19 protein-coding genes and 1 tRNA gene are annotated in these 18,622 nt (G+C 58.8%); 10 read left to right on the forward strand and 10 right to left on the reverse strand.

Features of this window, described 5'->3' with window-relative positions; all coding sequences use genetic code 11:
* On the forward strand, window positions 1-420 hold the full coding sequence (locus M3P88_RS01635) for a CidA/LrgA family protein (RefSeq protein WP_249614341.1): 420 nt from the start codon (window positions 1-3) through the stop codon (window positions 418-420).
* Window positions 408-1,091 carry an LrgB family protein gene (locus M3P88_RS01640; protein ID WP_249614342.1) on the forward strand — a complete coding sequence of 228 codons (684 nt, stop codon included), beginning with the start codon at window positions 408-410 and terminating at the stop codon, window positions 1,089-1,091. Before M3P88_RS01635 ends, M3P88_RS01640 begins: the two co-directional genes overlap by 13 nt.
* 67 nt (window positions 1,092-1,158) lie before the next feature.
* On the opposite strand, the gene M3P88_RS01645 is transcribed toward M3P88_RS01640, so the two are convergent.
* Window positions 1,159-1,815, reverse strand: coding sequence for a YiaD family glycine zipper/OmpA-like lipoprotein (locus M3P88_RS01645; protein WP_502798934.1), 657 nt, complete (start codon window positions 1,813-1,815; stop codon window positions 1,159-1,161).
* Window positions 1,816-2,075: 260 nt separating this feature from the next.
* Between M3P88_RS01645 and M3P88_RS01650 the strand changes: the two genes are divergently transcribed.
* Both M3P88_RS01650 and M3P88_RS01655 read left to right on the forward strand, forming a co-directional pair.
* The gene (locus M3P88_RS01650) at window positions 2,076-2,552 is read left to right on the forward strand and encodes an acyl-CoA thioesterase (protein ID WP_249614343.1); all 477 of its coding nucleotides are present in this window, start codon (window positions 2,076-2,078) and stop codon (window positions 2,550-2,552) included.
* 26 nt (window positions 2,553-2,578) lie between these two features.
* Entirely contained in the window at window positions 2,579-3,235 is a 657-nt protein-coding gene (locus M3P88_RS01655; protein WP_502798937.1) for a TIGR01621 family pseudouridine synthase, read from the forward strand.
* Here M3P88_RS01655 and M3P88_RS01660 read toward each other — a convergent pair.
* The 3 genes from M3P88_RS01660 to M3P88_RS01670 form a co-directional block, all read right to left on the reverse strand.
* Window positions 3,209-4,456, reverse strand: coding sequence for a DEAD/DEAH box helicase (locus M3P88_RS01660; RefSeq protein ID WP_249614345.1), 1,248 nt, complete (start codon window positions 4,454-4,456; stop codon window positions 3,209-3,211). The genes M3P88_RS01655 and M3P88_RS01660 overlap by 27 nt on opposite strands.
* A 157-nt stretch (window positions 4,457-4,613) precedes the next feature.
* A complete protein-coding gene (feoB, locus tag M3P88_RS01665; RefSeq protein WP_249614346.1) occupies window positions 4,614-6,380 on the reverse strand; it encodes a ferrous iron transport protein B in 1,767 nt (588 codons plus the stop codon).
* On the reverse strand, window positions 6,377-6,604 hold the full coding sequence (locus M3P88_RS01670; protein WP_249614347.1) for a FeoA family protein: 228 nt from the start codon (window positions 6,602-6,604) through the stop codon (window positions 6,377-6,379). The genes feoB and M3P88_RS01670 overlap by 4 nt, the downstream gene beginning before the upstream one ends.
* Before the next feature lie 216 nt (window positions 6,605-6,820).
* Between M3P88_RS01670 and dcd the strand changes: the two genes are divergently transcribed.
* The 3 genes from dcd to M3P88_RS01685 all read left to right on the forward strand — a co-directional run bounded on the left by dcd (window position 6,821) and on the right by M3P88_RS01685 (window position 8,588).
* Window positions 6,821-7,390 (forward strand): dCTP deaminase, encoded by a 570-nt coding sequence (dcd, locus tag M3P88_RS01675; protein ID WP_124734180.1) that lies wholly within the window; start codon window positions 6,821-6,823, stop codon window positions 7,388-7,390.
* A 116-nt stretch (window positions 7,391-7,506) separates the two neighbouring features.
* On the forward strand, window positions 7,507-7,785 hold the full coding sequence (locus M3P88_RS01680; RefSeq protein WP_249614348.1) for a YMGG-like glycine zipper-containing protein: 279 nt from the start codon (window positions 7,507-7,509) through the stop codon (window positions 7,783-7,785).
* Window positions 7,786-7,973: 188 nt separating this feature from the next.
* Window positions 7,974-8,588, forward strand: coding sequence for an RBBP9/YdeN family alpha/beta hydrolase (locus tag M3P88_RS01685; RefSeq protein ID WP_249614349.1), 615 nt, complete (start codon window positions 7,974-7,976; stop codon window positions 8,586-8,588).
* On the opposite strand, the gene mutL is transcribed toward M3P88_RS01685, so the two are convergent.
* From mutL to tgt, 6 genes are all read right to left on the reverse strand, one after another.
* Window positions 8,572-10,485: a DNA mismatch repair endonuclease MutL gene (gene mutL, locus M3P88_RS01690; protein WP_249614350.1), complete on the reverse strand. Its 1,914-nt coding sequence runs from the start codon at window positions 10,483-10,485 to the stop codon at window positions 8,572-8,574. The two genes, M3P88_RS01685 and mutL, sit on opposite strands and share 17 nt — an antisense overlap.
* The gene (locus M3P88_RS01695; RefSeq protein WP_249614746.1) at window positions 10,482-11,129 is read right to left on the reverse strand and encodes a DedA family protein; all 648 of its coding nucleotides are present in this window, start codon (window positions 11,127-11,129) and stop codon (window positions 10,482-10,484) included. The genes mutL and M3P88_RS01695 overlap by 4 nt, the downstream gene beginning before the upstream one ends.
* A gap of 131 nt (window positions 11,130-11,260) precedes the next feature.
* Window positions 11,261-12,196, reverse strand: coding sequence for a protein translocase subunit SecF (gene secF / locus M3P88_RS01700; protein ID WP_249614351.1), 936 nt, complete (start codon window positions 12,194-12,196; stop codon window positions 11,261-11,263).
* 9 nt (window positions 12,197-12,205) lie between these two features.
* On the reverse strand, window positions 12,206-14,050 hold the full coding sequence (gene secD / locus M3P88_RS01705) for a protein translocase subunit SecD (protein ID WP_249614352.1): 1,845 nt from the start codon (window positions 14,048-14,050) through the stop codon (window positions 12,206-12,208).
* Between the two features lie 54 nt (window positions 14,051-14,104).
* On the reverse strand, window positions 14,105-14,425 hold the full coding sequence (gene yajC, locus M3P88_RS01710) for a preprotein translocase subunit YajC (RefSeq protein ID WP_124734187.1): 321 nt from the start codon (window positions 14,423-14,425) through the stop codon (window positions 14,105-14,107).
* Window positions 14,426-14,585: 160 nt separating this feature from the next.
* Window positions 14,586-15,698, reverse strand: coding sequence for a tRNA guanosine(34) transglycosylase Tgt (gene tgt / locus M3P88_RS01715; protein ID WP_249614353.1), 1,113 nt, complete (start codon window positions 15,696-15,698; stop codon window positions 14,586-14,588).
* 121 nt (window positions 15,699-15,819) lie between these two features.
* Here tgt and M3P88_RS01720 point away from each other — a divergent pair.
* From M3P88_RS01720 to infC, 3 genes are all read left to right on the forward strand, one after another.
* Window positions 15,820-15,896, forward strand: a tRNA-Val gene (locus M3P88_RS01720).
* Window positions 15,897-16,079: 183 nt separating this feature from the next.
* Complete coding sequence (gene thrS, locus M3P88_RS01725) at window positions 16,080-17,981, forward strand: threonine--tRNA ligase (RefSeq protein ID WP_249614354.1); 1,902 nt, start codon at window positions 16,080-16,082, stop codon at window positions 17,979-17,981.
* A 36-nt stretch (window positions 17,982-18,017) separates the two neighbouring features.
* Window positions 18,018-18,542 carry a translation initiation factor IF-3 gene (gene infC, locus M3P88_RS01730; protein WP_124734190.1) on the forward strand — a complete coding sequence of 175 codons (525 nt, stop codon included), beginning with the start codon at window positions 18,018-18,020 and terminating at the stop codon, window positions 18,540-18,542.
* Window positions 18,543-18,622 lie beyond the last annotated feature (80 nt).

Here is an 18,622-nt window from a genome sequence, read left to right on the forward strand (position 1 = left end):
ATGTTTCCCGCGCTTAAAAAAACGCTATGCACGGTATGGCAGGTTATTTTGCTTTCCTTATGCTGGTGGTGTGCCCAGATTTTGTGCGAGCGTTTTATGCCGGCCCTGCCCGGTGGTGTGCTGGGGCTTGTATTGCTGTATCTGGCTTTGCAAGGCAAGTGGCTGCCTGTGAGTTGGGTCGAGCAAGGCTCGCGCTGGTTATTGGCCGAGATGTTGCTGTTTTTCATCCCTGCGGTGGTAGCGGTGGTGAAGTTTACCGCGCTGTTCGAGCAGAACGGGGTGCGCATTATGGCGGTGATCGTGCTGTCGACAGCCTGCGTCATGCTGTCAACCGCGCTGGTTGTCGACCGTTGTTACCGCTTGCTGCGCTTTAAGCGTCTGCGTGCCAAGCGGATGGAGGCTGCGCTATGTTTGCGCTAAGTTCGGTGCTGTGTCTGCTGGTGACGCTGCTGCTGTATGTATTGGTTAAATATGTGCACCAGCGTCTGAAGCGCTGGTGGTCGGCGCCTATTTTTCTGGTGCCGGTGTTGCTGGTGTCTTTGCTTTTGTTGAGCGGTATCCCCTTTTCCAGCTACTGGCAGGATACGCGCTACCTGACCTGGCTGTTGGGGCCGGCGACCGTCGCCTTTGCTGTGCCCATTTATCAGCAGCGTGCGCTGATTCGCACAAACTGGATCACCCTGCTTGCCGGTGTGTTCACCGGCATCGTGATCGGTGTGGGTAGCTCGGTCTGGCTGGCTCATGTTTTTTCCCTGCCGGAAACGGTGGTGCGTAGTCTGGCACCGCGTTCGGTCAGTACGCCGTTTGCCCTTGCCAGTGCCGCCCATCTCGGGGCAAATCCGCAACTGGTGGCGATTTTCGTGGTGATCACCGGTGTGGTCGGTATGTCGCTGGGGGAGTTGTTGTTATTGCTGTTTCGGGTGCGTAGCCCTTTGGCACGCGGTGCGCTGTTTGGCGCAGCCGCGCACGGTGCGGGCACGGCCAAAGCCAGCGAGATCGGTGAGGAAGAGGGCGTGGTGGCCAGCCTGACCATGATGTTGTGCGGGGTGGCGATGGTGCTGCTGGCGCCTTTGATTGGTGCGCTGCTTTAAAATCGGGAAGATAAAAAACCGCCGCCCCTGACCGGGAGCGGCGGTTTTTTTATGTAAAAAAGCGGGTTTATTGCGGCTTGGGGTTGATCAGGATTTCTACGCGGCGGTTCTGCGCGCGTCCTGCTGCCGTGGCATTGCTGGCAACCGGGCTTTCCGGGCCATAACCCTGGGTTGCGATGCGGCTGCCGGCTACGCCATTGTTGCGCAGGATATTGGCAACCGATTGTGCGCGTTCGCGCGACAACTTCATATTGTAAGCCAGCGCGCCGGTGCTGTCGGTGTAGCCGTTAACAGTGATGGTGGTTTCCGGATACTGGTTGAGTACGCCGGCTACATCGGCGAGCGAGCGCTGTGCGCCGCTATTGAGCGAGGCGCTGTTCAGTGCAAAAGTGATGTTTTCCGGCATCACCAGTTTGATCTGGTCACCGACGCGGTTAACCTGAACTTGGGTGTTGGCCAGCTTGGCACGCAGTTCTTTTTCCTGATTGTCCATATATACGCCGACGCCGGCGCCGAGGGCGCCACAGGCCAGCGCTGCATTGCGCGCGCCCTTGCTGCCGGAGACCAGTGCGCCGATAGCGCCGCAGACGGCAGCGCCGCCCAGGCCATAGGTTGCGGCTTTGTTCATTTCACTCTGGCCGGTCATCGGGTTGGTGGTACACGCGGTGAGGGCAAGGGCACCGGCTACGACGGTAGCGGTCAGGCGAAGAGACATTTTAGACATGGCGAGTTTCCTGTTTTTGTTGGGTAGGCGTTGCGGGAGAGGGCCAGAGTGTTTATTTGCTATGGCCTCTGATGACACGCTTGCTCTATGGTAGATAGCCCGCATTGCGCTTACCAGTGGCTTGTCACTGTATTTTGCGGCAGGATGTCGGGCTTTTCGTGTGATTGGGCGCAATTGTCGTCTAATTGCATTATTTTTGCATTATAGAATGTGCTAATGATTGTTTCGGCCTCTGTGCCGGATCTGGAGTGGAAACGAAGATGGATGTTTTGATGGGGCAGCGCGAGCTGAGCATGACGGTGCTGATGACACCGGATATGGCGAATTTTTCCGGCAATGTACATGGCGGCTCTTTGCTCAAGCTGCTGGATCAGGTCGCTTATGCCTGTGCCAGCCGCTATGCCGGCCATTATGCGGTGACCTTGTCGGTGGATCAGGTGCTGTTCAAGCAGCCCATCCATGTCGGCGAACTGGTGACCTTTTTGGCCATGGTCAATTATGTCGGGCGTACTTCGATGGAGATCGGCATCAAGGTGATTGCCGAGAATATCCGTACCCGTGTCGTGCGCCACACCAATAGCTGCTACTTCACCATGGTAGCGATGGAGCAGGGCAAAGCCATGCCGGTGCCGCCCTTGTTGCTGGAAACCGATGAGCAGAAGCAGCGCTTCGCGGCCGCGCAGATACGCAAGCAGATGCGCATGGCTGCGGCCGAACAACTGAAAAATCCGCTATGAGCGATGTCGCTGCCGTCTTGCCGCCTATGTACACGCTGATTCATACCGATCCGCGCTTTTACATTATCAGCAAACTGCCCGGCGTCAGCTTCCATCGCGAAGGCGAAGAGGCCGGCTTGATGGAAGGCTTGCGTGCAGGTCTGGCGGATGAAGCCTTGTGGCCGGTGCACCGGCTGGACCGGATGACATCCGGCCTGCTGGTGGTGGCGCGTTCGGCGGCGGTGGCAGCGGCCTTGTCGGTGGCCTTTGCCGGACGTGAAGTCGAAAAAGTGTATCTGGCCCTGTCCGAGCGCAAGCCGCAGAAAAAGCAGGGCTGGATCAAGGGTGATATGGAGAAGGGACGCGGCGGAGCCTGGAGGCTATGCCCGAGCCAGCTCAAACCGGCGGTGACCCGCTTTAGTACCGAGTCGGTCGCACCGGGCTTGCGCCTGTTTGTGCTGCGTCCGCAGACCGGACGCACCCACCAGTTGCGTGTGGCGATGAAAAGCCTGTCTGCGCCGATACTGGGGGATGCGCTATATGGCGGCAGCCCCGCCGACCGGGGCTATCTGCACGCCTATGCCTTAAGTTTCATGCTGGAAGGCGAGCGCCATGCTTTTGTATGCCCGCCCGAGGCGGGTGAGCTGTTCGGCTCGGACGCTTTTGCCGCCGCCCTGTTACGCATCGGCGCGGTTTGGGCTTGAGCCTGCCGCCTGCGCTGCGCGCAGCTTGTCCTTCTTGCTCATGCGCTTGCCCTTGATGCCGCCATTATCGTCGGCCACCGCTTTTGCCGGAGATACAACCGGCATCTCGGGCTCGAAGCCGGCAATCTGTTCGCGCGCCACGCGCTGTTGCTGGCGTTTTTCGATCAGATAGAAGTGGGCTTCGTTTTGCGCTGTGATCAAGCTGATGGCCAGACCGCTGGCGCCGGCGCGGCCGGTGCGGCCGATGCGGTGGATATAGTCATCGCTGGCGCGCGGCAGATCATAGTTCACCACCACATCCAGCGCGGTGATATCCAGTCCGCGCGCCGCCACATCGGTGGCCACCAACACCTGCAGCTTGCCATCCTGAAATTCAGCCAATACCCGGTTACGCCGCCCCTGGCTTAGCTCGCCATGGAAGGCTTCTGCCTTCAGCCCCGCCTTGACCAGCTTTTCAGCCAGATGACGTGCGCCATGCTGGCTGGCGACAAACACCAGTGTCCGCTGCCAGGCTTCGCTGGCAATCAGGTGGCGCAGCAAGGCGGTGCGGCGGGTTGTGTCTACCATCAGGGCGCGCTGGCGGATGGCGGGGCGGGGGGCTGCATCGCTTGCCGCTACATCAATCAGCACCGGATCTTGCAATAAGCCGCTGGTCAGCGCCTTGACGCCAGAGGGGAAGGTGGCCGAGAACAGCAGGTTTTGCCGTTTGGCTGGCAGGAGCGCGAGGATCTGGCGGATTTCATCGCTGAAACCCAGCTCCAGCAGGCGGTCGGCTTCGTCCAGTACCAGCGTTTTGACGTGATTGAGCCTGAGCGCATTATGCGCAAGTACATCCAGCAAACGCCCCGGTGTCGCCAGCACGATATCGGCGCCGCCGCGCAATACCATGAGCTGCGGGTTCAGTGCCACGCCGCCTACCAGTGTGATGATTTTGGGAGTATGCGGCAGATGGCGGGCGAAAAAAGCCAGACTGTCGGCAATCTGGATCGCCAGTTCGCGCGTGGGCAGCAGAATCAGCGTCTGGGTCTTGCGCGGCATCTGCTGCCGGCTTTGGCTAAAGGCCTGCAATAGCGGCAGGGCAAAGGCTGCGGTTTTCCCCGAGCCGGTTGGTGCCGAGCCTTGCACATCGCCGCCTTGCAAGATCGCGGGAATGGCGGTTTGCTGGATGGGGGTCGGCTGCAAATAGTTTTTTTCGCCAGCGGCGCGGGCGAGATCGGGCATAAGGCCCAAAGCAATAAATGGCATGAGTACGATCAGGGGAAAGCAAAGAGGAAGCGCGATCCGCTGTGTGGCGGATCAGGGCGCTGTGGCGGCGGCCAGTGTAAGGCCGCACGGTCCGCGCGGCAAGCAGCCTCGCCTGTGCGCTACCGGGCGGGCTTTACACCAGGCGGCTGGTGATCTGGTAGAAGGCCAGGCACAAGACCCAGGCCAGCGCGACAGACCAGCTGGCCGACAAGACGGTAAACGACAGGCTGTGCGACTCGCGCCGAATGGCGGCGACGGTCGACAGGCAGGGCACATAGATCAGGGTGAACAGCACAAAGCTCATGGCCGATACCCAGTCCAGATGCTGCACGACGGCAGTGGCGAGGCCGGCATCGCTGACGCCGTAGATCACCGCCAGACTGCCCAGCAGAATCTCCTTGGCGACAAAACCGAATAGCAGGGCAATGGCCAGCTCATGACGTATGCCGATAGGGTCGAGCACCGGTGCCAGCAGTATGCCCAAGTGATCGGCTAGCGTATGCCCGCCCAAATGGATATGGGTCATCAGCCAGACCAGTACCACGCCCAGCAGGATAAAGGTCGAAGCCAGCTCGAAAAAGGCGCGCACCTCGCCATAGGCGCGGGTCAGCACATGCTTGATGCCGGGCAGGCGGTAAGGTGGCACCTCCATCAGATAGGCTTCGCTGGCGCAATATTTCCCCTTGAAAACCAGTGCGGTCAGTATCGCTACCGCCAGACTGACCGCGTAAAACGCCATCAGCACCCATGGCGCGATGGCAGGCGAAAACAGCGTGCTGGCAAAAAACACCACCACTTGCAGGCGGGCCGAGCACAGCGAAAACGGAATGATCAGCATGGACAGCAGGCGCTGCTTTTTCTCGCGCATGACGCGCGTGCCCATAATCGCCGGCACATTGCAGCCAAAACCCATCAATTGCATTACAAAAGCACGGCCATCCAGTCCCAGGCGCGACATGAGTGCATCGGTCAAATAGGCCGCGCGCGCGAGATAACCGCTGTCTTCCACCAAGGCCATCAGTACGAAAAACACAAACAGAATGGGAGCAAAAGTCAGAACCGTACTGAGCCCTTGCCATACCCCGTCCAGCAGCAGGCTTTGCAGCCACGCCGGCAAGGGACTGACGGCACTTGCGAGCCAGTGATTTTTGAGCCAGTCAAGCGCGCTGCCCAAGCCATCCTGCAGGGGGCCGCCCAGCAGGTAAGTGCCGTTGAAAACCAGCGCCATGATCAGCACGAACAGCCCTAGCCCCAGCACCGGATGCATCAGGTAATGGTCCAGCCGGTGGCTTAGGCGGGCAGGCAGGGTGGGGGGCAAATGCCAGGCGCCGGCAAGCGCCTGTCTGGCATGGTTTTGCGCGCTACGGGTGTCGGCGATGGCGTCCAGCCGGGCACTAACGGCGGGCCGGGGGCTACGGGCCAGGCTATCCAGTGCTTTTTTGAAGCTGTCCCAGCCTTGCATGCGCTTGCTGGACACCAGAACAACGGGCGCGCCCAGTCGGGCGGCGAGTTGTTGGGTGTCGATGTCTATGCCCAATAGTTCGGCTTCGTCGGCCATGTTCAGCACGACCAGAGCGGGAATGCCGGTGGCGATAGCCTGAATGGCCAGCGGCAGCTGCCGGTCCAGTTGGGAGGCATTGAGTACGATAAGCTGGGCGTCAAAAGCCGTGGCGGACAGGACGTCGCGCACCACGGCCTCGTCTTCGGTATAACCGGACAGATCATGAATGCCGGGCAGATCCACCAGCTCTACCATCTGCCCGCCCAGCAATAGTTTGGCGTGCGCCAGCTCGACGGTGAGCCCCGGCCAGTTGCCCACGCGCTGCGACAGCCCGGTCAGGCGGTTAAACAAGGAGGATTTTCCGGTATTGGGCTGGCCGATCAGGGCAAAACGTTTCATGCCTGAGCTTGGACTTCGATCTGGCGTGCCAGCTTGCCGCGCAACATAAAATGGGTGGTGCCGACTTCCAGCATGATGGGACCGCCGAAGGCTGCGCGCCGCGTGATATGGAAAGTCTGTCCCGGCGTCAGGCCGAATGCCATGACGCGGTGCAGCGTCTCTTCGTCCAGATTCAGGCGAGTGACCATGCCATGCGCGCCGGTGCGTAGTCTGTCAAGCGTCATCCCTGTACAACTCATGCTTATTGATAATTGTTCTCAAACATAAGCCTGTGCCCAAGCTATGTCAATGATCTGGCTCAAGCTTTTTTGGTTATTATCTAGTCTGATTTTGCCTGATAAGGGAAAAATGCCAGCTATTTCTCCCGCCATCGCCTGCGCAACCGCGCCGGCTTTTGGGGTAGAATCGCCCGCTACAGAATTTTGCCAAAGAGAAACGAAATGAGCATCAAGTCAGACAAGTGGATACGTCGCATGGCTGCCGAGCGCGGCATGATCGAGCCGTTCGAGCATGATCAGGTCAAGGTAGTGGACGGGCAAAAAGTCATTTCCTTCGGCACCTCGAGCTATGGCTACGATATCCGCTGCGCCGACGAATTCAAGGTGTTCACCAATATCAACAGCACCATTGTCGACCCGAAAAATTTCGACCCGGAGTCGTTCGTCGAGGTGTCGGGCAAAGGCTATTGCATCATCCCGCCGAACAGCTTCGCACTGGCGCGCACGGTTGAGTATTTCCGCATTCCGCGTGAGGTGCTGACCGTGTGCCTGGGTAAATCGACTTATGCGCGCTGCGGCATCATTGTCAACGTCACCCCGTTCGAGCCGGAGTGGGAAGGCTATGTGACGCTGGAGTTCTCCAATACCACGCCGTTGCCGGCCAAAATCTACGCCAATGAAGGCGTGGCTCAGGTGCTGTTCTTCGAATCCGACGAAGTGTGCGATGTGTCGTACAAGGACCGCGGCGGCAAGTATCAGGGTCAGGTTGGCGTGACCTTGCCGCGTACTTGATGCGAATGTGAAGCAAGTGTTTCCTGTGCAACAAATGGCAACACTTTGCTTTGCGCCTTGAGACAGACTTGGCCTTACAATGCCGCCATTGATAGCAAGTCAGCCAAGGGGCAAAGATGAAATTAGCAGCATGGGTCGTGCTGGCGGCGCTGGCTTTGCCGGCAGGCGGGGCACTGGCCGCATCCAATACCGACGTGATTCTTGGCGGTGCGCTGGGTGGCGCAACGGGGGCTTTGGTCGGTAATGCGGTAGGTGGGCGCGAAGGAGCCATTATCGGCGGCGCGCTGGGTGCGGGTACCGGTGTGGCGTTGACCACTAAAAATAAAAGTTATAAGAGTTATGGTCATTACCATGGCAAGAAGCGCAAAAAACACTGGAAACACTGGGACGACTGATCCCCGAGAAAAATCCCTGCCATAGCGCAGGGATTTTTTTGTCCGCCAGACGGCAGCAGGCCGGCATTTTTATGGCCGTATAGGTTTGTTTATTCTTTTGTGCAATTTTAAAAATATTAAAAGTTACTTTTTAATATAAAGCGAGTGTGAAACAATCGCTTACCAAATTGCATAAATGGGTGGGCCACATGCCGCAATCACGCGCAATATCCAGCCTTACGTCTGCTGCAAACCGCTTCGAGTTCCTGATTCAGCCAGGCTGGAATGATTCACCGCCCGAGCATTGGCAAAGTCATTGGCAACAGTATCTGGGGGCGCGGCGTGTCGCCAATCGCGATTGGCATCTGCCGCGCCGTGAGGACTGGCTGGATGGCTTGCATACGGCTATTGCGCAGGCAGACAAGCCGGTGATTGTGGTGGCGCACAGCTTGGGCTGTATTGCGCTGGCGCATTATGCCCGGCTTTACCCGCAGGCTATTGCCGGCGCTTTGCTGGTAGCGCCGGCCGATGTGGAGCGGGAAGATGCACCGCCGGCATTGCTGGGCTTTGCGCCTGCACCGCAGATTGCGCTGCCTTTTCCTGCCCTGGTGCTGGCCAGTACCAATGATCCGTTTTGCCGCAGCGCGCGTGCCAAGGCGCTGGCCGACAGCTGGGGCGCAAGGCTGGAATGGCTGGCGCAGGCCGGGCATATCAATGTGGCCTCCGGCCACCACACGTGGCCGGAAGGGCTGGCTTATCTGGCGCAGCTTTTATCCTTGCTGGGGCAGGATGGCACGGCGTGCGCGCTTACTGCCCGCGCATAAACAGTTTGTCTAGGTCACGCATGCTCAGTCGTGTCCAGGTCGGGCGACCGTGGTTGCACTGGCCGGAGCGCTCGGTGGCTTCCATATCGCGCAGCAGGGCATTCATTTCGGTCAGCGTTAGCTGGCGATTGGCGCGCACCGCACCGTGACAGGCCATACTCGCCAGTAGTTCGTTGCGCCGCTCGGTCAGTACCGCACTCATGCCGTGTTCGCGTACATCCTTGAGTACCGCGCGCGCCAACTCAACCGCATCGCCGTCTTTCAGCCAGATGGGAACGCCGCGTATGGCAATCTGGGTCGGGGAGAGTGGCGCCAGTTCTATGCCCAGCTTTTGCAGCGCCTCGCCGTGTTCCTGCGCGCAGGCCGCTTCAAAACGATCCGCTCCGAAGGACACCGGCAGCAGCAGGGGCTGCATCGGGATCACATCGCTTTCCAGTGCATTTTTCAGCCGCTCGTACACGATGCGCTCGTGGGCGGCATGCATATCGACCAGCACCAAGCCATCGACCGCCTGCGCCAGAATATAAACACCGTGCAATTGCGCCAGTGCAAAGCCCAGCGGCGGAATGCCGTCGCCGTTGTCCTGTGCGGGCGGGGCTGGTGTAAATGCCGCCGGTGCTGTCGCCGGCGGCTGGAGCGTGGCGCGCTCTTCGTCGCGCAGACCGGTAAACAGCTTGTCGTAGACACCGACCGCCTCGCGCGCCACCGCAAGCGGAATGCGTTGCTGCTCGAAATGCGGTGCCACTGGGGTGTGGCTGCGTGCCGGACTATCGCTACGCACCGGCGCAAATAAGGATGCGGTTGCGGGGGTAGCTGGCGCACTCATGGTCGTAACGCGGGTGTCGGGTGTACTGTCGTCTGCCTGGGCGATGGCCACGCTGGCCGGTGTGGCGGCCGTGGCATTGTTGCCGGCGCTGGCGGCCAGCGCTTTGTGGACGCTATGAAACAGGAACTGGTGGATGGCCTGGCTTTCGCGAAAGCGTACCTCGATCTTGGTCGGGTGGACATTGACGTCGACACCGGCCGGGTCCAGCGTGAAAAACAGGGCATAAGCCGGATGGCGCTCATGGTGCAATACGTCGCGGTAAGCCTGGCGCAGCGCGTGCTGTGCGGTCTTGTCGCGTACAAAGCGGCCGTTGACGTAGAAATACTGCGCGTCGCGGCTGGCTTTGGAAAAAGTGGGGGAGGCGACCAGGCCGCGCAGGCTCAGGCCTGCTGCTGCGCTATCTATGATCAGCGAGGCATCGACAAAGTCGCGCCCGAGGATGGCGCCAACGCGGTCGGCCAGGCTTTGTGCCGGCAGGCGGCTGACCACCTTGCCATTGTGGCGCAAGATCATCTCGACCCCGGGGTGGGCCAGGGCGATGCGCTCGAAGGTGGCTGCACAATGGGCGTATTCGGTGGCTTCGCTCTTGAGGAATTTGCGCCGTGCCGGGGTGTTGAAATACAGATCCACCATCTCGACCGAAGTGCCTTCGGGGTGGGCTGCCGGCTCGACCGGATGCAGCGTGCCGTCGATGGCGACAATCTGGTGGGCATGCGGTTCGCCTTGCGGCCGGCTCACCAGCGTCAGGCGCGACACCGACGCCACGCTGGCCAGTCCCTCGCCGCGAAAGCCCAAGGTGGCGACCTGCTCCAGATCATCCAGGCAGGCAATCTTGCTGGTGGCGTGTCGGTCCAGTGCCAGTGCCAGATCATCCGCCGCGATACCCGAGCCATTGTCGCTGACGCGGATCAGCTTGATGCCGCCTTGCGCCAGATCGACGCTGATCTTGCTTGCGCCAGCGTCCAGGCTGTTTTCCAGCATTTCTTTCAGTGCGGAGGCCGGGCGCTCGACCACTTCGCCGGCGGCGATCTGGTTAACCAGGTGGTCGGATAGTTTCTGTATGCGTTTCATTGTGCCGCCTGCTTGTTTTGCGCGCGCTTATGGCGCCAGAACTCGATCACGCCGGGCAGGATGGAGACGAAGATGATGCCGAAGATCAATAGCGTCAGGTTCTTTTTGACGATGGGCATATTGCCGAAAAAGTAGCCGGCGTAGCCGAAGCTGGTCACCCACAGTATTGCGCCGGTGACATTGTAAAAGGCGAAATGGCGGTAGCCCATTTTGCCGATACCGGCCACAAAAGGCGCGAAAGTGCGCACGATGGGCACAAAGCGGGCGAGGATAATGGTTTTGCCGCCATGCTTTTCATAGAAGGCATGGGTTTTGGCCAGATACTCGGGGCGGATCAGCTTGGGGTAGCGTGCCGCCAGCTTTTCGCCGAAATAGCGGCCGATGGCGTAGTTGACGCCGTCGCCGATAATCGCCGCACAGATCAACAGCGCCACCATGGCGTGGATATTCATTTCACCCATGGCGGCCAGCGCTCCGGCGACAAACAGCAGCGAGTCACCCGGCAGGAAAGGCGTGACCACCAGACCCGTTTCGCAAAACACGATCAAAAACAGGATGGCGTAGATCCATGGCCCGTAAGCAGTGGCAAGTTCGGCCAGATGCACGTCGATATGCAGGATAAAGTCGATGATGAATTGAATCATTTCCATAAGAGAGGCCGTCCGGTTCAGTAGGTTTTCGTCAGCGGCTCAGCGGGTTTAGCCGCTGGCGAAAACAGGCTGTGAAGGAAAAAGGGCCGGCGATGCCGGCCCTGCGTCATGTTTGCGGCGATGGCTCAGACCACCGCTTCCTGTTTCTGCTTGGGCGGCTTGATCATATGCTCGCGCTTGATACCCAGCCACAGCGCCAGTGGGCTTGCTACCAGCACCGACGAGTAGATGCCGAACACGATGCCGATGGTCAGCGCCATGGCAAAGCCGTGCAGCGCCGGGCCGCCGAACAGCAGCATGGACAGCACCATGGTCTCGGTTGAGCCGTGCGTGATGATGGTACGGCTCATGGTCGAGGTAATGGCGTTGTCGATGACCTCTGCCGTGCTCTTGTGGCGCATCGCCGGCTTGCGGAAGTTTTCGCGGATACGGTCGAATACCACCACCGACTCGTTGACCGAGTAACCCAGCACCGCCAGTACACCGGCCAGCACGGTCAGCGAGAATTCCCACTGGAACAGCGCGAAGCAGCCGAGGATGATTATCACGTCGTGCATGTTGGCGATAATGGCCGACACCGCGAAGCGCCATTCAAAGCGCAGCGCCAGATAGGCAATAATGCCCAGGCAGACCATGGTCAGTGCGATCAGGCCGTTGGACACCAGTTCGGCGCCGACCGACGGGCCGACAAACTCGACCTTGCGCAGTTCAACCTGCGTGTCGCCGGCTTGCAAGGTGGACAAAACCTGATTCGACATCTGGGCCGAACTCACGTCCTTTTTCACCGGCAGGCGGATCAGGACATCGCGGCTACTGCCCAGGCTCTGCACCTGCGCTTCGCCCAGCTTCAGGCTATCCACGCGCTGGCGGATGTCCTTCAGGTTGGCCGACTGCGCATATTGCACCTCCATCACCGTGCCGCCGGTGAATTCGACGCTCAGGTTCAAGCCCTTGCTGAACAAAAAGAACACGGCAAGGATAAAGGTCACCAGCGAAATCGCGGTGGTGAGCTTGCCGTAGCTCATGAACGGGATGTCCCGTTTAATGCGGAAAAGCTCCATGGTAGTCCCTTACTTGGCTTCCGGTTTCCAGATCTGACCGACCGAAATCGAAGTCAGGCGGCGTTGGCGTCCATACCACAGGTTGACGAAACCGCGCGAAACCAGCACGGCCGAGAACATGGAGGTCAGAATGCCCAGGCAGTGCACGACGGCAAAGCCGCGCACCGGGCCGGAACCGAAGATCAGCAGCGCGAGGCCGGCGATCATGGTGGTGACGTTGGAGTCGAGAATCGTCGACCAGGCGTGGCTATAACCGGCCTGGATCGCCGAGTGCGGCGGCATGCCGTTGCGCAACTCTTCCCGTACCCGTTCGTTAATCAGCACGTTGGCGTCAATGGCCATGCCCAGCGTCAGCGCGATCGCGGCAATACCCGGTAGCGTCAGCGTTGCTTGCAGCATGGACAGGATGGCCACCAGCATCAGCACGTTGACGCCCAGCGACAGCACCGAGATCACGCCGAAGACACGGTAGTAAACCACCATAAAGACGGCGATGGCGGCAAAGCCCCACAAGGTGGAGTTAAAGCCCTTCTCGATGTTTTCCTTGCCCAAGCTTGGGCCGACGGTGCGCTCTTCGATGATCTGCATCGGTGCAGCCAGCGAACCTGCGCGCAGCAGCAAGGCCGTGTCGTTGGCTTCGGCCGAGTTCATCGAGCCCGAGATCTGTACGCGTCCGCCGCCGATTTCGGCACGGATGACCGGTGCAGTCACGACTTCGCTCTTGCCTTTTTCCACCAGAATCATCGCCATGCGCCGGCCGACGTTTTCACGCGTGACATCACGGAAGATGCCGGCACCGGTCGAGTCGAGGTTGATGCTGACGGCGGGGGCGCCGTTTTCGTCGAAGGTCGGCTGAGCGTCGTTGATATTGTCACCAGTCAGCTCGACATCCTTCTTCACCAGAATCTTCTGCGGGCCGCGCGAAGTCAGCTCGTCCAGCAGCTCGTAGCCGGCCGGCGGGTTGCCTGCCAGTGCTTCGGCCACTTTGGCGCTGTCGTCTTCCACCATGCGTACTTGCAAGGTGGCGGTACGGCCCAGAATATCCTTGGCCTTGGCGGTGTCCTGTACGCCCGGCAGCTGCACCACGATACGGTTCGGGCCGGCTTGCTGGATCACCGGTTCGGCGACGCCCAACTCGTTGACGCGATTGTGCAAGGTGGTGATGTTTTGCTTGACGGCATCGGACTCGATGCGGGTGATCTCTTCCGGCTTGAGCGTCAGCAGCAGGCGGAAGTTGGCATCATCCGTTTTGATGGTCAGGCCGGGCAGGGTGCGCACAATGGCTTTTTCTGCCGCTGCCAGTGTTTCGGCGTCTCTTAGCTGTACATCCAGCGTGGTGCCGTTGCGGCGGATATTGCCGTAACGGATTTTTTTGTCTTTCAGCTCGCGGCGGATGTCGCCGGCGTAGCGTTCCATTGTCTTGTCGGTCGCGGCTTTCATATCCACTTCCAGCAGGAAGTGTACGCCGCCCCTGAGGTCAAGACCGAGGAACATCGGGTTGGCATGTATCTTGGTCAGCCATTGTGGCGATGCCGCCAGCAGGTTGAGCGCAATAATGTAGTTGTCGCCCAGTGCCTGCTGAATGACGTCACGCGCCTTGATCTGCGTGTCGGGATCCTTGAAGCGGACTTTCAGGCTGCCGTTGTCGAGATAGAGACCATCCGCTGTGATCTGATGGCTTTTGAGGGCTTCTTCCACGCGCGCCATAACTGCCGTGTCGACCGGTATCGACTGGCGGGTGCTGGAGATCTGTACAGCCGGTGTCTCGCCGTAAAAGTTGGGCAGCGTATAGATCGTCGATACGATCAGGGCCACCGCGATGACGAGGTATTTCCAGAGCGGGTAGCGATTCATGGGGGGAGACTAGGCAAAAAGCAGGCCGCGACAAAGGCGGCCTGCTCTTGGGGTTTACAGGGACTTCATCGTGCCTTTTTCCAGCTTGGCCGCTACTGCGCCACGCTGGATGGTGATTTCCACACCGCTGGTGATTTCCAGTGTCAGGTACTGGTCGGTGACTTTGGTCACGCGCCCTATCATGCCGCCCTGGGTAACGACTTCATCACCCTTTACGATCTCGGACAGCATTTTCTGCTGTTCCTTCATGCGCTTCTGTTGCGGGCGAACCAGCAAGAACCAGAACAGCACGAAGATCACGATCATGGGCAGGAACTGCATGATATCGAAGCCGGCTACAGCGGCGTCTGCTGCATAGGCAGGGGCAATAAACATCTGTGAACTCCCTTGGTAATGTCAGGCCGGAATACGGATAGACCGGTGATTGTAACGATGACGCGATGCTTTTCCAACCGCGATAGCGCCGGATTTATTCAGCGCTATCCGACCCGCCGTGTCATGACAGGTTCCATTGGCATCAATTTATTGTTTTGATTCAGGCGCCGCGGGCACGCTTTTCGTGGAAAGCGGCGCGCCAGTCTTCGAAGCGGTCCGCATCGATGGCATCGCGCATTTCCTGCATCAGCTCCTGATAGTAATGCAGGTTGTGGATGGTATTGAGGCGGGCGCCGAGGATTTCGCCGGTGCGGTGCAGGTGATGCAGGTAGGCGCGGCTGAAGTTGCGGCAGGCGTAGCAGCTGCATTCTTCATCCAGTGGCGCATGGTCCAGCTTGTGGCGTGCATTCTTGATCTTGATGTCGCCATAGCGGGTGAAGATCCAGCCGTTGCGTGCATTACGGGTCGGCATCACGCAGTCGAACATGTCGATGCCGTTGGCCACGCCTTGCACCAGATCTTCCGGCGTGCCGACGCCCATCAGGTAGTGTGGTTTTTCTGCCGGCAGCATGTCGCGCATTTCTTCCAGCATACGGTACATCTCGGGCTTGGGTTCGCCGACCGACAGGCCGCCGATGGCGATGCCGTCAAAGCCGATTTCCATCAGGCCTTCCAGTGATTTCTGGCGCAAATCGGTGTAGAGGTTGCCTTGTACGATGCCGAACAGGGCGTTCGGGTTGTTCAGGTCGTCAAAGGCCTGGCGCGAGCGCGCCGCCCAGCGCAAGCTCATCTGCATCGAGCTTTCGGCGGTTTTATGGTCGACCTGGCCCGGGGTGCATTCGTCCAGCTGCATCACGATGTCGGAGTTGAGCACCGTCTGGATCTGCATCGAGATTTCGGGCGAGAGGAACAGCTTGTCGCCATTGACCGGGCTGTGGAAAGTGCAGCCTTCTTCGGTCAGTTTACGCAGGGCGCCGAGGCTGAATACCTGAAAGCCGCCGGAGTCGGTGAGGATGGGTTTGTCCCAGCCCATAAAACCGTGCAGGCCGCCGAACGATTCAATGACCTCCAGGCCCGGGCGCAGCCACAGGTGGAAGGTGTTGCCAAGAATGATCTGGGCACCGATTTCGTTTAGCTCCAGCGGGCTCATGGCCTTGACCGAGCCGTAAGTGCCGACCGGCTGGAAAACCGGGGTTTCCACGGTGCCGTGATTGAGTTCCAGTGTGCCGCGGCGTGCGCCGCCCGATGTCTTGTGCAGGGTAAACTTGAGCATGGGAGCAAATCTTGTGCAAAATCAACGCGCCAGTATAGCGCAAAGCCGGCTTTTCAAGTTTTCCAGATAAAATCCTTGCCAAGGCGTGCCGAAATGATTAATATCCGTGTCTCAGATTTACAGGCGGTTAGCTCAGCTGGTTAGAGCGCCACGTTGACATCGTGGAGGTCGCTGGTTCGATTCCAGTATCGCCTACCAAAAATATTCGCATGGAGCTTCAGGTGGATATGTCCAGTACAACCACTACCCTTTAAACTCGTTACCTTCGAGCCTTGGGTTGCTTCATGAAAAAAAGCGCGGCTCGGCCGCGCTTTTTTTTATTCTTTTTTCCAATGCATGCTCGCCCTGTGGCGCATTTCCTTATCTAGAGTTGGAGTTGCGATGCCTGATATCCGCCTGCCAGACGGCTCTGTTCGTTCTTTCGATGCCGCTGTTACTGTTCATGAAGTCGCCGCGTCCATCGGCACCGGTCTTGCGCGCGCTGCGCTGGCTGGGCGTGTAGATGGCGAGCTGGTTGATACTTCTTTTCTGATCGAAAAAGACGCGAGTCTGGCGATCATTACCGATAAAGATGCCGACGGCCTGTCGGTGATCCGTCACTCGACCGCCCACTTGCTGGCGTATGCGGTGAAAACCCTGTTCCCGGATGCGCAAGTGACCATCGGGCCGGAAATCGAAAACGGTTTCTACTACGACTTCAGCTACAAGCGTCCGTTTACGCCGGAAGACTTGCTGGCGATTGAAAAGAAAATGGCCGAGCTGGCCAAGCAGGACATTCCGGTCGAGCGCCTGACCATGGGGCGGGATGAGGCGGTTGCCTACTTCAAGAGTATTGGCGAGGCGTATAAGGCTGAAATTATCGAGTCCATTCCGCAGGGCGAGGTGCTCTCGCTGTATAAGGAAGGCGACTTTACCGATCTGTGCCGCGGCCCGCACGTGCCATCGACCGGCAAGCTCAAAGTGTTCAAGCTGATGAAGCTGGCCGGTGCCTACTGGCGCGGCGATAGCAAGAACGAAATGCTGCAGCGTATCTACGGTACGGCCTGGGCCAAGAAGGAAGATCTGGCGGCTTACCTGCACATGCTGGAAGAGGCGGAAAAGCGCGACCACCGCAAGCTGGGCAAGGTGCTGGATCTGTTCCATCTGCAGGACGAGGCGCCGGGTATGGTGTTCTGGCACCCTAAGGGCTGGAATCTGTGGCAGAACATCGAGCAGTACATGCGCAAGACGCTGGATGCAGCCGGTTATCAGGAAATCCGTACCCCGATGATGATGGACCGCTCCTTGTGGGAGAAGTCCGGCCATTGGGAGAACTATCGCGACAATATGTTCACCACCGAGTCGGAAAAGCGCGACTATGCGGTGAAACCGATGAACTGCCCGGGTCATGTGCAGGTGTTCAATCAGGGCTTGCGCTCTTATCGTGATCTGCCGCTGCGTCTGGCCGAATTCGGTGCCTGTCACCGTAACGAACCGACCGGTGCCCTGCATGGCCTGATGCGCGTGCGCGGCTTTGTGCAGGACGATGCGCATATTTTCTGTACCGAAGAACAGGTCAATGCCGAGGCGCAGGCTTTCAACGAGCTGACCATGGCGGTGTACCAGTATTTCGGCTTCGATAATGTCGCCATCAAGCTGTCCTTGCGTCCGGAGAAGCGTGCCGGTTCCGACGAGGTATGGGACAAGGCCGAGCAGGGTTTGCGCGACGCACTGTCTGCTTGTGGCGTAGAGTGGGAAGAGTTGCCGGGCGAGGGTGCGTTTTACGGTCCCAAGATTGAGTACCATATCAAGGATGCGCTGGGTCGCTCCTGGCAGTGCGGTACGCTGCAGCTGGACTTTGTGCTGCCAGAGCGTTTGGATGCAGAGTATGTGACCGAAGAAAACGGCCGCAAGCGTCCGGTGATGCTGCATCGTGCCATTCTGGGTTCGCTTGAGCGCTTTATCGGGATCCTGATCGAAAACCATGCCGGTGCATTCCCGCTGTGGCTGGCGCCGGTGCAGATGGTGGTGATGAATATCACCGAGGCGCAGGCTGATTATGCGACCGAAGTGGTCGAGGCATTGAAGAAACAAGGCTTCCGCGTCGATCTTGACTTGAGAAACGAGAAGATCGGTTATAAAATCCGCGAGCACAGCCTGCAGAAGTTGCCGTATCAGATTATTGTCGGCGACAAGGAAAAGGCAGAAGGACTGGTGGCCGTACGGGCACGTGGCGAAGACTTGGGGCAACTCACGCTTTCCGCGTTTATCGACCGGCTCAAGGCAGAAATGCCAGCGGCTTGAATCGGCACCAGCACGATAGATTAATGTATAGGAGATTTGGCCATAGCTCAGGAACGCGAACCACGGATTAACGGCGAGATTACCGCTCGCGAAATCCGTTTGGTAGGTAATGAAGGTGAGCAGCTCGGTATTGTGAGTCTGCGCGAGGCACTGGCACTTGCTGAAGAGCAGGATGTTGACTTGGTAGAGATTTCTCCCAATGCGCAACCGCCGGTTGTGAAGTTGATGGACTACGGCAAGTTCAAGTACGAGCTGTCCAAAAAGCGTCAGGAAGCCAAGTCCAAGCAGAAGCAGATCCAGATCAAGGAAGTCAAATTCCGTCCTGGCACCGATGATGGCGACTACAACGTCAAGATGCGTAACCTGATTCGCTTCCTGGAAGATGGTGACAAGGCCAAGATTACCTTGCGCTTCCGTGGTCGCGAAATGGCGCACCAGGATATCGGCCTTGCGCTGCTGCGCCGTGTCGAGGCGGATTTGCTCGATATCGGTGTGGTTGAGCAGTTTCCGCGCCTTGAAGGTCGTCAGATGGTCATGATGATTGCCCCGAAAAAGAAATAATCGGGTATAATCATCATCTTGACGCGACAGGCTAGTCCTGTCGCGTTGGTTTTATAGCCCCCTGCGGGCTATTAAAAGCG

The organism is Craterilacuibacter sp. RT1T (assembly GCF_023502145.1).
GTDB lineage: Bacteria > Pseudomonadota > Gammaproteobacteria > Burkholderiales > Chromobacteriaceae > Craterilacuibacter.